Consider the following 19768-nt stretch of genomic DNA (forward strand, 5'->3'; position numbering starts at 1 on the left):
TTATGAAGGAAGATCGCGATGACTGACAAGGCGAAACTCATACTCAGCATGGATGGCCTGGTGCTCAAGGAAATTCAGCTCAGCAAGGAGCGGATGACCATCGGGCGCAAGGCGCACAACGACATCCAGATCGACAATCTCGCCATCTCCGGCGAGCATGCCGTCATTGTCACCATGCTCAACGACTCCTTCCTCGAAGACCTCGGCAGCACCAACGGCACCTTCGTCAATGGCCAATCGGTGAAGAAGCACTTCCTGCAGAACGGGGACACCATCGAGCTCGGCAAATACCGCCTCAAGTACATCAACGAGGTGGCGCACCAGGCACCGGCGGCCGACTTCGAGAAGACTATGATCATGCGCCCGGGGATGATGGGCAAGGCTGCGGAGCACCCGGCTCCGAAGGGCGCGGGCGACACCCAGGTCGGCATGGCGGAGGCGCATCCGCCGACGGCACCGGCCGTCGCATCCGCCGCAGCCGCAGCAGCCGCCGCCACGGTTGTGCCGGTAGCTCAGCCATCACTGCCGCTCGGCTCGATCCAGGTTCTTTCCGGCGCCAATGCCGGCAAGGAGCTCGAACTGACCAAGACCCTGACGACGCTGGGCAAGCCCGGCGTGCAGGTGGCGGTGATCGCCCGCCGGCCGCAGGGCTATTTCATCACCCATGTCGAAGGCGCAAACTTCCCCATCGTCGACGGCAAGGCCATCGGCGTCGAAGCCCACAAGCTCCAGGACAACGACGTGGTCGAACTGGCCGGGGTCAAGATGCAGTTCTTCATCAAGACCTGACGCCGGCGGCGTTCCGCCAGCGCCGACTTTCTGCAGCGGCCTCAGACCGGCATGTCCCCGATGAAACAGAATCTGCCCCGCTTCCTGCTCGGATTGCTGGTGCTGGCCGTGCTGCTCGGCCACGCGGCCGGCATCTATCGCATCGGCGTCATCGAGCACTTCGACGCGATCATCTACGACACCAAGGTGCGGCTGACCATGCCGCGCAATGTCGACGACCGCTTGGTCATCCTCGACATCGACGAGAAAGCCCTGGCCGAGGTCGGGCGCTGGCCATGGAATCGCGAGCGCATGGCGACGCTGATGAACAAGCTGTTCGACCGCAACGGCATCGCGCTGCTCGGATTCGACATCGTCTTTGCCGAACGCGATGCCAGTTCCGGCCTGCCGGTGCTGGAGTCGCTGGCGAAGAAGGACGGGCGCGAGGCGGCCGCGATTCAGGGGGTGCTGAAGGAACTGCGGCCGACGCTGGACTACGATGCGCTTTTCGCCGCGTCGCTGAAGAAGCGTGCCATCGTCCTCGGTTACTACCTCTCGAGCAAGGAGGGCGGCACCAGCTCCGGCGCCTTGCCGCCGCCGACCCTGCCGGCGGGAACGTTCGCCGGACGCAACATCGCCTTCACCAGCTGGACGAACTACGGGGGCAACCTGCCGGAGTTCCAGAAGAATGCCGCCAGCGGTGGCCACTTCAACCCGCTGGTGGACTTCGATGGCATGTCGCGCCGGGTGCCGGTGCTGGCCGAATACAACGGTGCGTACTACGAGTCATTGTCGCTGGCGATGGTGCGGGCGCTGCTCGGTTTCCCGCCGGTCGTGCCGGGCTATGCCGAGGGTAGCGACAAGAGCTATGCCGGCCTCGAATGGCTGGAATTGCCGACCGCGCGCGGTACGCTGCGCGTCCCGGTCGACGCCAACGTCGCGGCCTTGGTCCCCTACCGCGGCTTCCAGGGCAGCTACCGGTACATTTCAGCGGCCGATGTGCTCGCCGATCGCATTCCCGCCGAGCAGCTGCAGGGCAAGATCGTGCTGATGGGCACCACGGCGCCCGGCCTGATGGACCTGCGCGCCACGCCGGTCGGTGCAACCTACCCCGGCGTCGAGGTCCACGCCAACCTGATCTCGGGCATGCTCGATGGCGCCGTCAAGTACCGTCCGGCCTATGTGCTTGGCGCCGATGTCGTGCTGGTACTGCTCGCCGGTGCGGTGATGACTTTCCTGCTGCCCCTGCTTTCGCCCTTCCGCGCCAGCATCGTCGCCCTGATCGTGCTGCTGTTCTTGCTCTCGGTGAACCTTGCCTTCTGGCACGTCGGCAACATGGTCCTGCCGCTGGCCACCGGCCTGCTGCTGGTGATGCTGCTCTACGCATTGAACATGTCCTGGGGCTATTTCGTCGAATCGAAGGCCAAGCGCCAGTTCACCGAGCTGTTCGGCCAGTATGTGCCGCCCGAACTGGTCGACGAGATGGCGAAGAACCCCGAGGGTTACACCATGGACGGCCGCAAGGCCGAACTGACGGTGCTGTTCTCCGACATTCGCGGCTTCACGACGATCTCGGAAGGGCTGCAGCCGGACCAGTTGGCGACCCTGATGAACCTCTACCTCGGTTCGATGACCGAGGTCATCCGCAAGCGCCGCGGCACGCTCGACAAGTACATCGGCGACGCCATCATGGCTTTCTGGGGTGCGCCGGTGGGCGACGCCGAACATGCCAGGAACGCCGTGATCACGGCGATGGAAATGCAGCGGGCGCTGCACGACCTCAATCCCGAGTTGCTGGCCAAGGGTTGGCCCGAACTGAAGATCGGCGTCGGCGTCAACACCGGCACCATGACCGTCGGCGACATGGGCTCGCCGGTGCGCAAGGCCTACACGGTGATGGGCGACGCGGTGAACCTCGGCTCCCGGCTGGAAGGCATCACCAAGCAGTACGGCGTCGGCATCATCGTCGGCGAGGGTACCCGCGAGCTGACCAAGAAAGACTTCGTCTATCGCGAGCTCGACCGGGTGCGGGTCAAGGGCAAGGCCGAGCCGGTCGGCATCTACGAGCCGCTCGGTCTCGAGGGCCAGGTTGCCAAGGAGGATCTGGAGGAACTCAAGCTGTGGAACCAGGCCCTGCGGGCCTATCGTTCCCAGGACTGGGACCAGGCCGAGGTCATGCTGCTCAACCTGTCGCGCATCCACCAGTGTTACCTGTATGATCTCTACGCCAAGCGTGTCGCCCATTGCCGCAAGGAGCCCCCGGGCGAGGGCTGGGACGGCGTGACGACATTCGAGACCAAGTGATGACGTGGATGAAGGCGAGCGCATGAGGGCTGGGGTATGAAGGTTCGCATCCTGGGCTGCAGCGGCGGCATCGGCGGCCGCCACCTGCGCACGACCTCGATACTGGTCGACAACGACATCCTGATCGACGCCGGCACCGGCGTTGCCGACCTGTCGATCGCCGAGCTGGCGCAGATCGACCATGTGTTCCTGACCCACAGCCACCTGGACCACATCGCCAGCCTGCCGCTGCTGATCGACACCGTCGGCGACATGCGCAACCGGCCGCTGACGGTGCATGCGACTGACGCCACCATCGAAATCATGCGGGCCCACATCTTCAACTGGGCGATATGGCCGGATTTCTGCGAGATTCCGAATCCGACGAAGCCCTTCATGCGCTACGAGAACCTGGCGATGGGCGAGACGGTCGATCTCGAGGGGCGCCGCATCACTGCCCTGCCGGCCAATCACACCGTTCCCGCCGTGGGCTACCAGCTCGATTCGGGGACTGCCAGCCTGGCTTTTTCGGGCGACACCGGTCCCTGTCCGGAACTCTGGGCCGCCGTCAACAAGATCGACAACCTGCGCCACCTGATCATCGAAACCGCCTTCTCCAATCGCGAGCGGCGGCTGGCGATGACCTCCAAGCACCTGTGCCCCAGCATGCTGGTCGAGGAACTGGCCTATCTGCAGCGTGACGTCGAGATCTACATCACCCATCTCAAGCCGGGACAGATCGAACTGACCATGCAGGAGATCGAGGACGGCGTGGGCGAGCTGCGTCCGCGCATGCTGCAGAACAATCAGGTGTTCGAACTCTAGGTCCGGCGGATGGGTGCGAACAGCAGCGACACTGTCGTTCCGACCCTTGCCCGGCTGCAGCCGCTGGCGGCCCTCGGCGCCGACAGCCTGCGTGGGCTGGCACCGCATTGCCATCGCGAACGGGTGACGCGCAACCTCGACCCGTTCCAGTTGCGCGACTGGCAGGGCCAGGTGGTCTACCTGGTCAAGGGCGAACTCAAGCTGGAATTCGATGACGGCGCGATCCAGGTCATCGTCGGCGGCTGGGGCGACGCCCTCTTTCCCATCGGCCGCGGGCGGCTGGTGCCGGTAGCGACCAAGGCGATCACCGATGTGGAAATGCTGCGTTTCGACGAAGATCTCGTCGACATCATGATGACGTGGGACCAGATCGCCGCTTCCGGCCAGCAAGTCGCCGAAGGCGAGGCTGCCAACTGGCGCACCATGTCCGGCATGTTCACGGTGCAGAGCCTGACGCAGGGCGTGTTCGCGTCGATGCCGCCGGCCAACATCGAGCGTCTGCTGGGTCGTTTTCAGCGCATCCCGGTCAAGCGCAGCCAGCAGATCATCCGCCAGGGCGACCCCGGCGACTACTACTACCTGATCGAACGCGGCCGCTGCACGGTCACGCGCGAAGTGGCGGGCGCCCGCGTCGAGCTGGCCGAATTGCGCGCGGGCGATTCCTTCGGCGAGGAGGCGCTCGTTGCCGACACGGTGCGCAATGCGACGGTGGCGATGAGGACCGATGGCGTGCTGTTGCGCCTGGACAAGGCCGACTTCATGGAGTTGTTGCGCGAGCCGTTGCTGCAACGGCTGTCGCCGACAGAGGCGCAGCAGCGAATTGCTGCCGGCGCCCAATGGATCGACGTACGCTTCCCGGCCGAGTACAAGTGCGATGGCCTGGCCGGCGCCATCAATGTTCCGGTCAACGAGATCCGCCAAGCCGCCGCCGGACTCGATCCGTCCAGGGAGTACATCGTCTATTGCCAGACCGGGCGGCGCAGTTCTGCCGCCGCCTTCCTGCTGTCACAGCGCAGCCTGCATGCCCATCTGCTCGAAGGCGGCCTCAAAGCGCTGCTTGCCAGCGGCACAAGCACTTCCAACAAGGGTTTGACATGAGCACCACAATGTCCTCGCCACAGGATCCGGGCGGCCTCTCCGATGTCGGCAGCCGCCTGGCCTTCTTCAAGAACCTGCAGACCGTCACCAACAAGATCCACGCGACGTCGAACGTCGACGAGATCATGCTGGAGCTGTCGCAGGACGTCTGCAGCCTGTTCAATGCCGATCGCCTGACCATCTATTCCATCGGCGAGGACAAGGCCTCGATCGTTTCCAAGGTCAAGACCGGCCTCAATTCCTTCAAGGACCTGAAGCTGCCGATCGCCGACCAGAGCATCGCCGGGCACGTCGCGCTGGCGCGCAAGATCGTCAACATTCGCGACGTCTATGACGACGGCGAGCTCAAGGCGATCCACCCGCAATTGCGCTTCCTGCAGGAAGTGGACAAACGCACCGGTTACCGCACCAAGCAGATGCTGGTGGCGCCGATCGTCGATCTCCAGAACGGCGAACTCATGGGCGTCGCCCAGATCATCAACAACAAGGCCGGCGTGCCCTTCGCCGCGGTGGCCGAGGAAGGCATCAAGGGCCTCTGCGAAACGCTGGCGATCGCCTTCAGCCAGCGCAACAAGCCGGCGCAGGTGGCCAAGTCCAAGTACGACCATCTGGTGCTGGATGCGATCATCGCCGCGCCGGAACTCGAACTGGCGACCCGCACGGCGCGGCGCAAGAACGTAGACGTCGAGGAGATTCTCATCACCGAGATGCAGGTGCAGCCCGACAAGATCGGCGCCGCGCTGTCCAAGTTCTTCGGCGTACCCTACGAGCCGTTCCGCAATGACCGCATCAAGCCCGTGGATCTGATGAAGAACCTGCGGCGCGAGTATGTCGAGCAGAACCAGTGGCTTCCGGTCGAGGAGACTTCCGAAGGGATCATGGTGTTGTGCATGGATCCCGAGCAGGTCAAGGGTTCTCGCGTCGTCAACAACGTTTTCTCCCGCGCCAAGATCGCCTACCGCGTGACCACCATCCGCGAGTTCAGGCAGACGATGGATCTCTTCTTCGGCGGCGGCGGGGCGACGCCGTTTACCGACGACACATCGGTCGGCGACCTCCTGTCAACGCTGGATCAGGGTGAAGAGTCGGGCGAGGGCCTCGCCGAGGACGTCTCCGCCGCAGCGGACAACGAACTGGTCAAACTGGTGAACAAGGTGATCGTCGACGCCTATCAGCAGGGCGCCTCCGACATCCACATCGAGCCCGGCATCGGCAAGGACAAGGTCTCGATCCGCTTCCGCAAGGACGGCTCGCTCGCCAAGTACATCGAGATTCCCGCCAGTTACCGCGCCGCCATCGCCGCCCGCCTCAAGATCATGTGCGACCTCGATATCGCCGAGCGGCGCAAGCCGCAGGACGGCAAGATCAAGTTCAAGAAGTTCGGCCCGCTCGACATCGAGCTGCGCGTTGCCACCATCCCGACTACCGGCGGCGTCGAGGACATCGTGATGCGCATCCTGGCGGGCGGCGAGCCGATTCCGATCGACAAGCTCGGCGTGCTGCCGATCAACCTGACCAAGCTCAAGGAATGCATCTCCAAGCCCTATGGCCTGTTCTTCGTCTGTGGCCCGACCGGCTCGGGCAAGACGACGACGCTGCACTCGGTGCTCGGCTTCCTCAACACGCCCGACACCAAGATCTGGACCGCGGAAGACCCGGTCGAAATCACCCAGAAGGGCCTGCGCCAGGTGCAGGTCAACAAGAAGGCCGGACTGGACTTCCCCATGGTGATGAAGGCCTTCCTTCGTGCCGATCCGGACATCATCATGGTCGGCGAGATGCGCGACGCCGAAACCACCGGCATCGGCATCGAGGCCTCGCTCACCGGCCACCTCGTGTTCGCCACGTTGCACACCAACAGCGCGCCGGAATCCATCATCCGCCTGCTCGACATGGGCATGGATCCCTTCAACTTTTCCGATGCCCTGCTCGGCATCCTGGCCCAGCGCCTGGCCAAGCGCCTGTGCAAGTGCAAGGAGTTCTACTCGCCGGATGCCGACGAAGTGCGGTTGTTCATGACCGAATACTGCTCCGAGCTGGTGAATACGGACAACTTCAAGAAGGACCAGCGGGCGGCCATGGAGGCGACCTACCAGCGACTGGTCAAGGATTACGGCAAGGACGGCAAGCTGCAGTTTCCCCGGGCCAAGGGCTGCGACACTTGCGGCGGGTCCGGCTACAAGGGCCGGGTCGGCTTGCACGAGCTGATGGTCGGCACCGAACCGACGAAGAAGCTGATACAGGAGCACGCCAGGGTGTCGCAGCTCTTCGCCCAGGCGCTGCAGGACGGCATGCTGACGCTGAAAATGGACGGGATGGAAAAGGTGTTGCAGGGCGTCACCGATCTCAAGCAGGTGCGCGCAGTCTGCATCAAATGACAATGCGGCCCGCTCCCCCCGGCCCCCTCTCGCGAGGGGGAGCCTGCGTCCTCGTTGTGCTCAACTGTCACGGGGCACTTCGTGCTGGTGCCGGGACGGATTGCGGCTTCGCCGCGTGCCGTCCGGCCTTGGGGCGGCCCTGCGGCCGGACTGTACCGCGAGGTTGAGATGGATTCGGTCGAAGACCTGTTCCGCCGACTCGAGCAGCTCAACGCCATTGGCGCCGCTCTCTCCAAGGAGCGCGACATCAATCGGCTGCTCGAGAACATCCTGGTCGCCGCCAAGACCATCACCCACGCCGACGGCGGCACGCTCTACCGCATTACCGAAGACGGCCAGGCGCTGCGCTTCGAGATCGTGCGCACGGATTCGCTGAACATCGCGCTGGGCGGTACGACCGGCAAGCCGATCACATTTCCCGATCTGCCCCTCCACGACGAGGCGGGCAAACCGAACAATTTCCTCGTCGCCGCCTACGCCGCTCTCCACGACGCGACGGTGAATGTCGCCGACGCCTACACCGAGGCGGGGTTCGATTTCTCCGGTACCCGCAAGTTCGACCAGCGCACCGGCTATCGCTCGCAGTCGTTCCTGACGGTGCCGCTGAAGAACCACGAGAACGAGATCATCGGCGTTCTCCAGCTCATCAATGCCATACACCAGGAGAGCGGCAAGGTCGTACCGTTCTCCGCCGCCGACCAGCGCCTGGCCGAATCGCTCGCCTCGCAGGCGGCGATCGCGCTGACCAACCGCCAGTTGATCTCCCAGCTGGAAACCCTGTTCGAATCCTTCATCAACCTCATCAACCTCGCCATCGACGAGAAGTCGCCCTACACGGGCGGGCACTGCCAGCGCGTGCCCGAACTGACGATGATGATCGCCGAGGCCGTCAATGCCACCACCGACGGCCCGCTGGCGGACTTCCAGATGACCGACAAGGACCGCTACGAGCTGAAGATCGCGGGCATGTTGCATGATTGCGGCAAGGTCACCACGCCGGTGCATGTCGTCGACAAGGCCACCAAGCTGCAGACGCTGTTCGATCGCATCTATCTGGTCGATACCCGTTTCGAGGTGCTCAAGCGCGATGCCGAGATCGATGCGCTGCGCCAGCAACTGGCCCTGCGTGAAAGGCGCGATACCGCCGCCGAGGAGGCGATCCGCGGCCGTTACCAGGCGGAACTGACCGCGTTGCAGGATGAACGCGAATTCCTGCGCAAGTCGAATGTCGGCGTCGAAGCCATGTCCGAGGCCGATCAGCAGCGCGTGCGCGACATCGGCCGGCAACACAAGTGGCGCAACGTCGAAGGCGTCGAGGCGGATTTCCTCACCGCCGACGAGATCGAGAACCTCAGCATTCGCGCCGGCACGCTGACGCAGAAGGAGCGCGAGATCATCAATTACCACATCGTCGCGACGATCAAGATGCTCGAACAGCTGCCTTGGCCCAAGCACCTGCAGAACGTGCCCGAGTACGCCGGCGGCCATCATGAGCGCATGGACGGCAAGGGCTACCCGAAGGGACTGACGCGCGAGCAGATGTCGCTGCAGGCACGGATGATGGGCATCGCAGACATTTTCGAGGCACTGACCGCGCGCGACCGGCCGTACAAGCACGGCATGAAGCTGTCGCAGGCGATGTCCATCATGGAGAATTTCAGGAAGAACGGGCACATCGATCCCGACTTGTTCGATGTCTTCGTGCGCCAGGGCGTCTTCGGCAAGTACGCGGCACGCTTTCTCGATGGCGCACAGATCGATATGGCGGATGTCGCCACACCCGATTGAGCGAAAAGGTCGGCGCTGCCACCACGGCGACGGGCGCTGCCGCAGTCTGTGGGGCGTGAGATGAAGCACCGGGGTGCCACGGATCCAGATGTCGCCGCGATCCTTTCCCATATGGCCAGGGGCGATCTGGCCGCCCTTGACGCACCCGCGACGCGACTGCTGAAACGGGATCGGGCGCATCCGGTCGGCATCAAGGCGCGATCGGCGTTCCTCATCGGCCAAGGCAAGCAGCGCGATGCGCTGCTCCTGCTGCGGCAGGGCACCGCCCATCACCCGGGTGATGCCGAGATGTGGAACAACCTCGGCATCGTGCTGTCCGACCTCGGGCGTCACGACGAGGCCATCGAACAGTTCAGGCGTGCCCTGCGCATCGCGCCGGGCCAGGCCGACCCCCTCGCCAATCTCGCCAACGCCCTGCTGAAGCGCGGCATGCTCGAGGAAGCGATCGCGGCGGCGCGGCAGGCGGCTGCGACAGACCCCGGGCATCCGCAGGCGTTCAATACCCTCGGGGCCGCGCTGCTGCGCGCCGGCGAGAAGGAAACGGCGCTCGAGGCGTTTTCGGTGGCGGTGGGCAACAGCCCGGAGTCGCTACAGGTGTTCACCAATTTCATCACCGCTTTGCTGGAACTGCGACGCTTCGCCGATGCCGTTCATTGCATGCGCCCGGCGCTGGACAACAGCGACGCCGAACCCGGCGAGCGCGACCTGCTGCTGCCGCTGATGTTTCGCGCGCAGAGGGCGATCTGCGACTGGACCGCGGACGAGGCACTGCCCGCCGTCCTGACGGGCCTGGTGGGGCGTGGCGTCGAGCCGGGACCGGAACCGTTCTTTTTGACGCACGTGGAGGACATCAGCCCGGCAACGCAGCGACGCTGCGCCGAGAATTACGGCCGGGCCTATCTGGCGAACGTCTTCGGCGGGGCCTTGCCGCGGCCGCTTTGCGATAACTCAGCAGACGCCGGCGTGGCGGCGACACGTCCCTTGCGCGTCGGCTTTCTCTCGGCCGATTTTCGCGCCCATGCGGTGAGCGAACTCGCGGTCGGGGTCTTCGAGGCCTTCGATCGTGCGGCCTTCAGCGTCTACGGCTACGCCTACGGAACCGACGATCCGGGCCCGCTGCGCCAGCGACTGAAGAATGCCTTCGACGTGTTCCGCGACATCGACCACCTCTCGTTCGCCGACGCCGCGCGGGCGATATTCGATGACGGCATCGACGTGCTCGTCGACATGGCGGGTTGGACCAGCCAGTCCCGCATGGCCATCACGGCCTATCGCCCTGCGCCCGTCATCGCGCACTGGCTGGGATTCCCAGGTACGCTGGGATTGTCGGGTTGCGTCGACTACCTGATATCGGACACCTGGGTCACGCCCCCCGAACGTGCCGCGGACTACACGGAACGGCTGGCCCTGCTGCCGCACAGCTACCAGCCAAGCAGCCGGGTGGAGTCACCGCGGCCCCGGCCCGTTCGCGCGGAAGCAGGCCTGCCGGAGGAAGCCTTCGTCTTCGCCTCCTTCAATCAGAGCACGAAGATCACGCCGCAGGTCTTCCGCCTGTGGTGCGAGTTGTTGCGACGGCATCCTGCCGCGCTGCTCTGGATCGGCTTTCAGGACGAGTCGGCGCAGGAAAGCCTGCGCCGCGAAGCGGCGGCCCAGGGCATCACCGCCGCGCGCATCGTCTTCGCTCCCTGGGCGCCGCTGGAACGGCATTGGGACCGGCTCGGCCTCGCCGATCTTGCCCTGGATACCTTCCCCTATGGGGGCCACACCACGGCAAGCGACATGCTCTGGGCCGGGGTGCCCTTGGTCGCATGGGCCGGGCCCACCTTCGCCAGTCGGGTGGCCGCCGGCCTGGTGCGGGCGGTCGGGCTGCCGGAACTGGTGGTCGGCTCGGCGGAGGAATATCTGGCCCTGGCGGACGGGTTGGCGAAATCGCCCGATCGCCTGGCCGAACTGCGGGAAAGACTGCAGGGCGCACGTTCCAACAGCGCCTTGTTCGATACCCGGCGTTTCGCCAGGGACTTCGAGCGTTTGCTGCGGGCGATGTGGAATGCCCGTCGCGATCGGTCGGCTGCCCCGATCAGCGTGGGCGGCTATTGACGCTAATTGCACCAGAGTGACAATTTTTGTCACTTCTTGCATGCCACAGCGCCCGTATATCGGGGATGCCACCCTGGCTTGAGACTTGCTTTACTGTTCGAGCCGGCTGCCTATAGGCGGGCTTCATTCAAAGGAGAATTTCAGATGAAATCACTGCAAAAGGGTTTCACCCTTATCGAGCTGATGATCGTGGTCGCGATCATCGGCATCCTCGCTGCGATCGCCATCCCGCAATTCAGCGAGTACACCAAGAAAGCCGAGAACAAGGCGGCGCAATCCGATGCGCGCAACGTCCTGACCTCTGCCATCGCCAACTCGCAAAGCTAAGGAGCTGAGACATGAAAAAATTTGCTACTTTCGCTGCGCTGGCGCTGGTCGCCTCCACTTCCGCCATGGCCGGGGATATCACCGATCCGGCGCCGGGCGCCACCAACCGTGACGTCTGCACCGGCGCTACCGCCGCCAAATACAACGTCGCCGGCGGCCCCGGCTCGCCCTACACCACGACCGGCTCGTTCCTCAAGACCGGCTTTGCGGTGCAGTGCTCGTCCAATACCTTCGTGACCTTCCAGAACCGCTCCGGCACGGTGTTTACGGTCGGCGCCTCCTCGGCCAAGGGTAACCAGAGCTACAAGGGCAGCAGCAACGGCGGCGCCGTGGTGCTGCACCTGGCCTGCGGCCAATCCACCACGCCGTGCGCTCAGTCCGACGCACAGACCGCTGCGACGGCCGCTTCCTCGATGTAATTCGGGAACTGTCGTAACGGAAGGCGCGCCTGCGGGCGCGCTTTTCGTTTGGGGAGCCGAAAAATCGGGACCATGATGCATTCCGCCGCGCGTCGCGCATACTTGGCGAATGGGGCCGTGCTCCTGCTCGCGGCGGGCCTCTGGTGCATCAGCCATCCCTACGTCGGCATGGTCGAGCACGACGCCCGGGTCTATTCCCTCCTCGTCGCTCACTGGCTTTCCCCGGAAGCCTATGCCCGCGATCCCTTCTTCCTGTTCGGCTCGCAAGACCGCTACTCCGCCTTCACGCCGCTCTATGGCCTGCTGGCGAGCCGCATCGGGCTGGCCAATGCGGCGCTGGCGATATCCGCCCTCGGCGGGGTGCTGTGGGTGGCCGCCGCGGCCACAGTTGCGCGCGCCGTTCTCGACGACCGGCGGCTGCAAGCGTTTGCGCTGCTGTGCTGCGCGATCCTTTCCCTCAATTACTCGCCGAACGCCGCGACCTTCGTTCTCAACGAAGGCTTCCCGACCGCGCGCAGCATCGCCCTCCCGTTGGGAGCGCTTTCGCTGGGCCTGGCCATGCACGGACATTTTCGCAGCGCGGTCCTCGCCGCCCTGGCGGCCACGGCGCTGCATCCCCTGCTCGGTATCTGGCCGCTCGTTTTCGTCGTTGCGCACAGGCTGGCCGATCGAACGATCCTCCTGTTGGTTCTCGCCGCCGCGCTGTTGCCGTTGGCGCTCAACTGGGCCGGCGCGAGCCAGATGCAGCGCATGGACCCGGCCTGGGAGAGTATCGCCCGCCACTCGAGCCGCGACCTGTTCGTCGGCACGGCGGGAACCGCGCGCATCGACGCGATTCTCGCCTGGCTGTCGCTGCTGCTGTGGGCCGGGCGGCTCGCAGCGCAGCCCGTAGGCCGCTGGTACGGCCTCGGCGCGGTCATCGGGGCGTCGGGGTTCCTGCTGGCGCAGATCGCGTCCTACTATTACCCGGCGATACTCATCGTCCAGGCGCAGCCCTGGCGGGCGATGTGGGTCGCGGTCTTCCTCGGGGTCTTCGCGCTGGCGCAGCTGCTGGGTCATGCGTGGCGTGGACCGCATCGAATCTGGTGGGCGATCGGCGGCCTGCTGCTTTACATCCTGACCGACTGGGCCGGCTACGCCCTGTTCGCGAGCTGCGCCTTGCTCCATCCGCCGCTGGCCGAGCGCACGGCGATCATCGCCCGCCGGATCGACGCGCGCGCGCGCCGCTTCGCACCGATTCTCCTCCTTGGACTGTTCGTTGCCGTGGTTCCCGGCTATGTCCAGGACCTGACGATTCTGGGCGGGGGCATCGCACGGGATTTCCAGAGCGGCGTGCCGCTGCTCGACGGCTTCCTGTTGGCAGGGGGATTGGGTGTCGGCGCGCTGTTCCTCGCCTGGCTCGCGACCTCGGCATTGGCGCCGGGCCTGCTGCTGGCCGGCAGCGCGACACTGTTCGTGTTCGCCGCGGCGCATTGGGACCAGCGCCGCGACAGCTACAGCGCATGGGAGGGGCGGGAAGCCTCCCAGGCTGCACCGCTGTTCGGCGGTGCGATACGTCGCGGCGAGGTCGTGCTGTGGCCGGACGCCATACCCGAGCGCGTCTGGCACGAATTGGGAACGGCCAATTACGGCAGCTCGGACCAAGCGATCGGCGGCATCTTCTCGCGCGAGAAGACCTTCGAACTGCTGCGGCGCAGGCAGCGCCTCGCCATCGCTTCGCTGGCCGAATCGTGGCCCCTGTCGGCGGCGGAACAGTCGGATCTGCTGAATCGCTACCGCCGGCTTACCGGGGAAAGGCTCGACGAAAAGGGCAACCTGCACGAAAGCTACATGCGGCCGATCAATCTCACCGGTCCCGGCATGCTCTTCGCGTGCGAGGACCCGGCCCTCGACTGGGTGATTTCCCCGAGGCCGCTCGCACAGCCGGTGCTGCGCCCGATTTCGACCGGGGAGTCGCAGGGCGCTTGGCTATACTCTTGTGCCGGGTTGCGCGCCGTCCCGCAGGCGCCGACTTTTTCGACCAAGGCAGCGGGGTAATCTGTGAACTGGGGAAGATAGCGATGTTGTCGTTCTTGCTTTCCGCATTGCGCGCCGGCCTGCGCAGCCGCGGCATCCAGGCGGTGCTGGTGTTCGGCGTCCTGCTGGTTGCGGTCGCCTACCTTTCCGCGGCGTTTTCGCCGCGCCAGCCGAAGACGGTCGCCCTCGACGTCGGCCTCTCCGGCATACGCTTCTCGCTGGTGCTGTTCGCGCTTTTCTGGGTGCAGGAACTGGTGGCCCACGAGATCCAGCGCCGCTCGGTTCTTTTCGCCTTGACCTATCCGGTGGCGCGCGGCCAATACCTGGTCGGCCGCTATCTCGCGGTGCTCGGCATGCTCGCCCTCGCGGCCCTGATGCTGGGCATGCTGCTCTGGGTCGTCGTGCTCAACGCCGGAGGCCGCTATGAACAGGCTTTCGCCGTTGCGCCGGGCGGGCCCTACTGGTTGACCATCCTCGGGCTCTGGGCCGATGCGGCGGTGGTCACGGCGTTCGCGCTCTGGATCGCCAGCCTCTCAACGGTGCCGATGCTGCCGCTGGCGCTGGGACTGGCGTTCGCCGTCGCCGGCAAGAGCCTCGGCGCCGTCGCCGAGTATCTCTCGCGGGGAGCCGAAGGCGACGCGGAGATCATGCGGCTGGCGCCGGTTGTGGACAAGATCCATTGGCTGTTGCCGGACCTGTCGCGGCTGGACTGGCGCGCCTGGCCGATGTACGGCGTGGCGCCCGATGCGGCGGCGATGGCGGGTGCGGCGATCGTCGCGCTGGCCTACGTCGCCTTGCTGGTGACGTTGGCGGTAATCGCATTCAACCGCCGCGAGTTCGAATAGACGGCGATGAAGCTCGCGGCCAACGGGAAACTCTTGCTCGTGGCGCTCGTCGCCGCGGCCCTGTTCGTTGCATCCGCGCAGCGGCTCAAGGTCATGCCGCGACAGATCGTGAATGTCGAAATGCAGGTCGCGTTGCCCTTATTCGTCCAGGTGGCGATGGCCGCGGGAGACCGTTTCCTTGCAGCGAACATCGCGGCCATCCGTGCCATCTGGGTTAACAGCTTCAACATGAAACCCGAGGAGTTCGGAATCCTCGCCAAGGTGCAGCAGGACGTCGCTTGGCTGAACCCGGCGCACGAGGACAACTACTACGTCGCGGCGGCGATCCTGCCCTGGGCCGGCGAGGTCGACGCGGCGCAGGCGATTCTCGCCCGGTCGACGGTGGCCCGCCGTTTCGACTATCAGCCCGCCTTCTACTACGCCTTCAACCAGATGCACTTTCGGGGCGACGCGATCGGCGCCTCGGCCTGGCTGCGCGAGGCCGCGGAATACCTGCCCGAGGGGGACGAGCGCGTGCAGATGCAAAACCTCGCGGCGATCTGGCTGGACAAGGCCGGGGATCTCGATCTCGCCATCCGCGTCGTCGAAGGTCTGGCGAAGCAGGCCAGCCGCAGGGATTTCCGCCGCTATCTCGAAATGCGCGTCACCCGCCTGCGCATGCTGAAGGATCTGCGCGCCGCCGCCGCCGATTACCGCCAGCGCTTCGGTCGCCCGCCCGCGGCCCTGCAGGCGCTGGCGGCGTCAGGCGTGGTGGCGCAAATTCCGCAGGACCCGTTCGGTCTCGGCTTTGCCATCGACGCAAACGGCCAGGTCGTGCTGGGCAACGCGCCGCCCCCGGCGCCCGAAGGACAACACTGAAATGACCGCCGCGATTTCCATCACCGATCTAAAGAAGACCTATTCGCGCACCTGGGCGTCGCCGTCCTTCGAGGCCCTGAAGGGGGTCACGCTCACCGTCGAGGCCGGCGAGACCTTCGGCTTCATCGGCCCCAACGGCGCGGGGAAGAGCACGACGATCAAGATTCTCACCGGCGTGATGTCGCCGAGCGGCGGGGTGGCCCGGCTGTTCGGCGTCGATGTCGGTGCGCCCGAGTCGCGGCGCGGCCTCGGCTATGTCCCGGAGAACCCGAGCCTGCCCGACTACCTGACGCCGTTCGAGATCCTGTCCATGGGCCTCGAGCTGCATCGACACAAGCCTGCCGATGCCCGCGCCCATTGCATGAAGTGGCTCGATCGCCTGGGGCTGGCCGACGTGGCGAACAAGGTGGTGCGCGGATTTTCCAAGGGCATGGCGCAGCGCACGGCGCTGGCCCACGCGCTGGCCGTCGAGCCGCGCCTGCTGATTCTCGACGAGCCCCTGTCCGGGCTGGATCCGATCGGGCGTCGCGAGGTCGTCGACATCCTTTCCGAGTACCGCCAGCAGGGCGGATCGATTTTTCTCACCTCGCACGTCCTGCACGATGTCGAGCGCCTGGCGGACCGCTTCGGCCTGATCCACAAGGGCGAGCTGCGCGCGGTGCGCACGCCGGGCGAGCTGGTCGGCGAGGACGAGCGCGTGCTGGTGCGCACGGAGGGCCCGGCGCTCGCGCTGGACGGGCTGCAGGCGGAGCCGGGCGGCCGCTGGACGGTCGAGATCGCGCGTCCCGCGCTCTGGGAAACCCTGCGCACGCTGGAGGCCGCCGGGCACACGCTGATCGAGGTCAAGCCCGCGCTGTCGCTCGAGGCGGCCTTCCTGCACGTGGTGAAGGGTGCCTGAGGCCGAGACGATGCAGGCAAGCGCGTATCGCCCGCCGGTGGCGGAGTTCGGTCGCTACTTCGCCGTCAGCCTCATCGCCCTGGCGACGGACGTCGGTGTGCTGATGGTCGCGGCCTGGTTCGTTCATTACCTGTGGGCTGCGACGCTCGGTTTCGTGGTCGGCGCCGCGGTCAGCTATTACCTGGCGACGCGCTGGGCGTTCGCGCAGCGCCGCTTCGCGCGACGACCGCGCACCGAATTCATCGCCTATGTCCTGATCGGCGCCATCGGCCTCGGCTTGAACAATCTGGTGATATTCCTCATGGTCGATTTTCTCGGCGTGGCCCTGCTGATCGGCAAGGCCGCCGCCGCAGTCGCGACCTTCGTCTTCAATTACGCGGCGCGCAAGTTCGCGCTGTTCAGGACGTAGGCGGTCGTGGACAAGCCCCTGGTCGTCATCATCGGCGCCGGTCCGGCCGGCCTGACTGCAGCGCTGGAACTGGTACGCGACGGCCGCATGCGGCCGCTGGTGCTGGAGGCTTCACGGGATGTGGGCGGGATTTCCCGTACCGTGGAGTACAAGGGCAACCGCATGGACATCGGCGGCCACCGTTTCTTTTCCAAGTCGGACTGGGTGATGGACTGGTGGCGCGAGATCCTGCCGCCGGCGGCCGACGGCGAGGTCGAGATCGCCTATCAGGGCAAGCGCAGAAAAGTCAGCGCTGGCGACACGGCGGCGCGTGCGGACGGACTGGTCATGCTGGTGCGCAACCGCCTTTCGCGCATCTATTTCCTGCGCAAGTATTTCGACTATCCGATCAAGATCAATGGCAATACGCTGCGCAATCTCGGCCTCGTGCGCCTTGCGCGCATCGGGCTGAGCTATGCGTGGGCGCTGGCGTTCCGCCGAACGCCGGAACGGACGCTGGAGGACTTTCTGGTCAATCGCTTCGGTGCCGAGTTGTACCGGACCTTCTTCCGGGACTACACGGAGAAGGTCTGGGGCGTGCCCTGCGCGCAAATCAGCGCCGAGTGGGGGGCTCAGCGCATCAAGGGGCTGTCGGTCGTCGAGGCCATCCGCCACGCGTTGCGCAAGGGCAGGCAGCACCGCGAAACGCGGACCAGCCTCATCGAGCATTTCCTCTATCCGCGGCTCGGGCCCGGACAGCTATGGCAGGAGGTGGCGCGGCGGGTCGCCGAGCAGGGCGGCGAGATCCGCTTCGGCTGGCGGGTCGTCGGTGTCCGCCACGACTCGAACCGGGTGGCGGCCGTCGTCGCGGCTCACGAGAATGGCGAGACGCTGGAGCTTGCCGCGGAACATGTGATCTCGACCATGCCGGTCAAGGATCTCGTCGCCGGCATGCAACCCGCGGCGCCGGCGGATGTCGCCGCCATCGCGGCGGCATTGCCCTACCGCGATTTCATCACCGTCGGGCTGTTGGTGTCGCGCATGAAGACCAACCACCAGGCGCGCAGCGTGAATCCGAACCACATGCCCCCGGACAACTGGATCTACGTGCAGGAACCCGATGTCCGCATCGGCCGGTTGCAGGTATTCAACAACTGGAGCCCCGACCTGGTCGCGGATGCCGATCGCATCTGGCTCGGCCTCGAGTATTTCTGCCAGGAGGGTGATGACCTCTGGTGCCGGCCCGATGCGGAAATGCTGCGTTTCGCCGCGGGCGAACTGGAGAAGATCGGCATGATTGACAGCGTCGATGTACTCGACGGCACGGTGATCCGCGTGCCGAAGACCTACCCGGCCTATTTCGGCGCTTACGAACAGTTCCCGCGTGTGCGACAGTGGCTCGACGGGCTCGACAATCTCTGGCTCGTCGGGCGCAACGGCATGCACCGCTACAACAACCAGGACCACTCGATGCTGACCGCGCGGCTGGCGGTGGAGCATATCCTCGCCGGCAGCCGGGACAAGGCGGCGCTCTGGGCCGTCAACATCGACGACGAATATCACGAGGAGGCGAAGGCGCCGCGATGAGCGAAATCGCCGTATCGGCCGTGATGCCCTGCCTCAACGAGGAACGCACCCTCGGCGCCTGCATCGAGAAGGCGCAGGGGGCGTTCCGCGCCCTGGGCATCGTCGGCGAGGTCGTCGTCGCCGACAACGGCTCGACCGACCGCTCGGTCGAGATCGCCGCGGCGCTCGGCGCCCGCGTCGTGCACGAGGCGCGCAAGGGCTACGGTGCGGCCCTGACGGCGGGGATCGCGGCGGCGCGCGGTCGTATCGTGGTCATGGCCGATGCGGACGATTCCTACGACTGGGCGGCGCTCGGGGATTTCGTGCGCCAGGTCGATGCGGGCTACGACCTGGTCATGGGCAATCGCTTCAAGGGCGGCATCGAGCCGGGAGCGATGCCGCCGCTGCACCGCTATTTCGGCAACCCCGTGCTCTCGACCCTCGCGCGATGGATGTATCGCATCCCGATCGGCGACTTCCATTGCGGCATGCGCGCTTTCCGGCGCGATGCCTTTGAGCGCATCCAGCCGCGCACCTCGGGCATGGAGTTCGCCACGGAGATGGTGGTCAATGCCGCCCATGCCGGCCTGCGCATCGCCGAGATCCCGACCCGCCTGTATCCCGACAAGCGCGATCGTCCGCCGCACCTGCGCTCATTCCGCGATGGCTGGCGGCATCTGCGCTTCATGCTGACCTATGCACCCGACGTCCTTTACCTCGCCCCCGGGATGATCATGTCGGTGCTTGGAGTGGCCGGCATGATGCTGCTCGCAACCGGCCCGGCGACCATCGGCGGCGGCTTTCGGCTGGGCATCCATTTCCTGGCGCTGGCCAGCCTCCTGGCCCTGCTCGGAACGAATGTCACGGCCTTCGGCCTGGTGGCTCGCCTGGTCAATGCGAAGCGAAATCCGATACGTCCGGAATCGCTGTTCGGACGCTTGCTGCAGCAATTCACGCTGGAGCGGGGTATCGTCCTTGGGGGAGCCATGTTCTTTTGCGGACTGATAGTCGACGCGTGGATATTTTCCGAATGGGTCTCCCGTCGCTTCGGCGACATGTCGGATACGGTGCATTCCGCCTTTGTCGCCTCGACCTTCATGGTGCTCGGAATCAATGTCGTTTTCGCGGCGTTCCTGTTCAACATGATTCGCGACGAAGGAAAGTGAATATTTCGTGCCGGGCGCGATGGGCCGTCGTTCAGTAGCAAAGATGCC

The 19768-nt window shown here is 65.5% G+C and carries 15 protein-coding genes and 1 pseudogene; all 16 read left to right on the plus strand.

From position 1 onward, the window contains the following. The first annotated feature begins 18 nt into the window (after positions 1-18). The 16 genes and pseudogenes from EJE94_RS07030 (at position 19) to EJE94_RS07105 (ending at position 19720) form a co-directional block, all read left to right on the plus strand. Positions 19-789, plus strand: coding sequence for an FHA domain-containing protein (locus EJE94_RS07030; RefSeq protein ID WP_243642549.1), 771 nt, complete (start codon positions 19-21; stop codon positions 787-789). Positions 790-849: 60 nt separating this feature from the next. Next, entirely contained in the window at positions 850-3072 is a 2223-nt protein-coding gene (locus tag EJE94_RS07035) for a CHASE2 domain-containing protein (protein ID WP_121242540.1), read from the plus strand. A 36-nt stretch (positions 3073-3108) separates the two neighbouring features. Beyond that, a complete protein-coding gene (locus EJE94_RS07040) occupies positions 3109-3876 on the plus strand; it encodes an MBL fold metallo-hydrolase (protein WP_121242538.1) in 768 nt (255 codons plus the stop codon). 9 nt (positions 3877-3885) lie between these two features. Next, positions 3886-4974: a cyclic nucleotide-binding domain-containing protein gene (locus EJE94_RS07045; protein ID WP_121242536.1), complete on the plus strand. Its 1089-nt coding sequence runs from the start codon at positions 3886-3888 to the stop codon at positions 4972-4974. Beyond that, a complete protein-coding gene (locus EJE94_RS07050) occupies positions 4971-7352 on the plus strand; it encodes a GspE/PulE family protein (protein ID WP_207855803.1) in 2382 nt (793 codons plus the stop codon). The genes EJE94_RS07045 and EJE94_RS07050 overlap by 4 nt, the downstream gene beginning before the upstream one ends. Before the next feature lie 168 nt (positions 7353-7520). After that, positions 7521-9140: an HD family phosphohydrolase gene (locus EJE94_RS07055; protein WP_121242532.1), complete on the plus strand. Its 1620-nt coding sequence runs from the start codon at positions 7521-7523 to the stop codon at positions 9138-9140. A gap of 60 nt (positions 9141-9200) precedes the next feature. After that, positions 9201-11237, plus strand: coding sequence for an O-linked N-acetylglucosamine transferase, SPINDLY family protein (locus tag EJE94_RS07060; RefSeq protein ID WP_121242530.1), 2037 nt, complete (start codon positions 9201-9203; stop codon positions 11235-11237). 144 nt (positions 11238-11381) lie between these two features. Continuing rightward, positions 11382-11478 (plus strand): annotated as a pseudogene (locus EJE94_RS15020) (prepilin-type N-terminal cleavage/methylation domain-containing protein); the annotation flags it as partial. A gap of 97 nt (positions 11479-11575) precedes the next feature. Then, positions 11576-11983, plus strand: a complete 408-nt coding sequence (locus EJE94_RS07070; RefSeq protein ID WP_121242526.1) for a hypothetical protein — start codon at positions 11576-11578, stop codon at positions 11981-11983. Positions 11984-12100: 117 nt separating this feature from the next. Continuing rightward, the gene (locus EJE94_RS07075) at positions 12101-14020 is read left to right on the plus strand and encodes a hypothetical protein (RefSeq protein WP_124962411.1); all 1920 of its coding nucleotides are present in this window, start codon (positions 12101-12103) and stop codon (positions 14018-14020) included. 23 nt (positions 14021-14043) lie between these two features. Then, positions 14044-14844, plus strand: coding sequence for an ABC transporter permease (locus EJE94_RS07080; protein WP_121242523.1), 801 nt, complete (start codon positions 14044-14046; stop codon positions 14842-14844). A 6-nt stretch (positions 14845-14850) separates the two neighbouring features. Next, positions 14851-15702: a hypothetical protein gene (locus EJE94_RS07085; protein WP_121242521.1), complete on the plus strand. Its 852-nt coding sequence runs from the start codon at positions 14851-14853 to the stop codon at positions 15700-15702. Between the two features lies 1 nt (position 15703). Continuing rightward, on the plus strand, positions 15704-16600 hold the full coding sequence (locus EJE94_RS07090) for an ABC transporter ATP-binding protein (RefSeq protein WP_121242519.1): 897 nt from the start codon (positions 15704-15706) through the stop codon (positions 16598-16600). Between the two features lie 10 nt (positions 16601-16610). Continuing rightward, complete coding sequence (locus EJE94_RS07095) at positions 16611-17009, plus strand: GtrA family protein (protein ID WP_121242517.1); 399 nt, start codon at positions 16611-16613, stop codon at positions 17007-17009. 6 nt (positions 17010-17015) lie between these two features. Next, on the plus strand, positions 17016-18575 hold the full coding sequence (locus EJE94_RS07100; protein ID WP_121242515.1) for an NAD(P)/FAD-dependent oxidoreductase: 1560 nt from the start codon (positions 17016-17018) through the stop codon (positions 18573-18575). After that, the gene (locus tag EJE94_RS07105) at positions 18572-19720 is read left to right on the plus strand and encodes a glycosyltransferase family 2 protein (RefSeq protein ID WP_121242513.1); all 1149 of its coding nucleotides are present in this window, start codon (positions 18572-18574) and stop codon (positions 19718-19720) included. The genes EJE94_RS07100 and EJE94_RS07105 overlap by 4 nt, the downstream gene beginning before the upstream one ends. The last annotated feature ends 48 nt before the right edge of the window (positions 19721-19768 follow it).

Source organism: Sulfurisoma sediminicola (assembly GCF_003865015.1).
Taxonomy (GTDB): domain Bacteria; phylum Pseudomonadota; class Gammaproteobacteria; order Burkholderiales; family Rhodocyclaceae; genus Sulfurisoma; species Sulfurisoma sediminicola.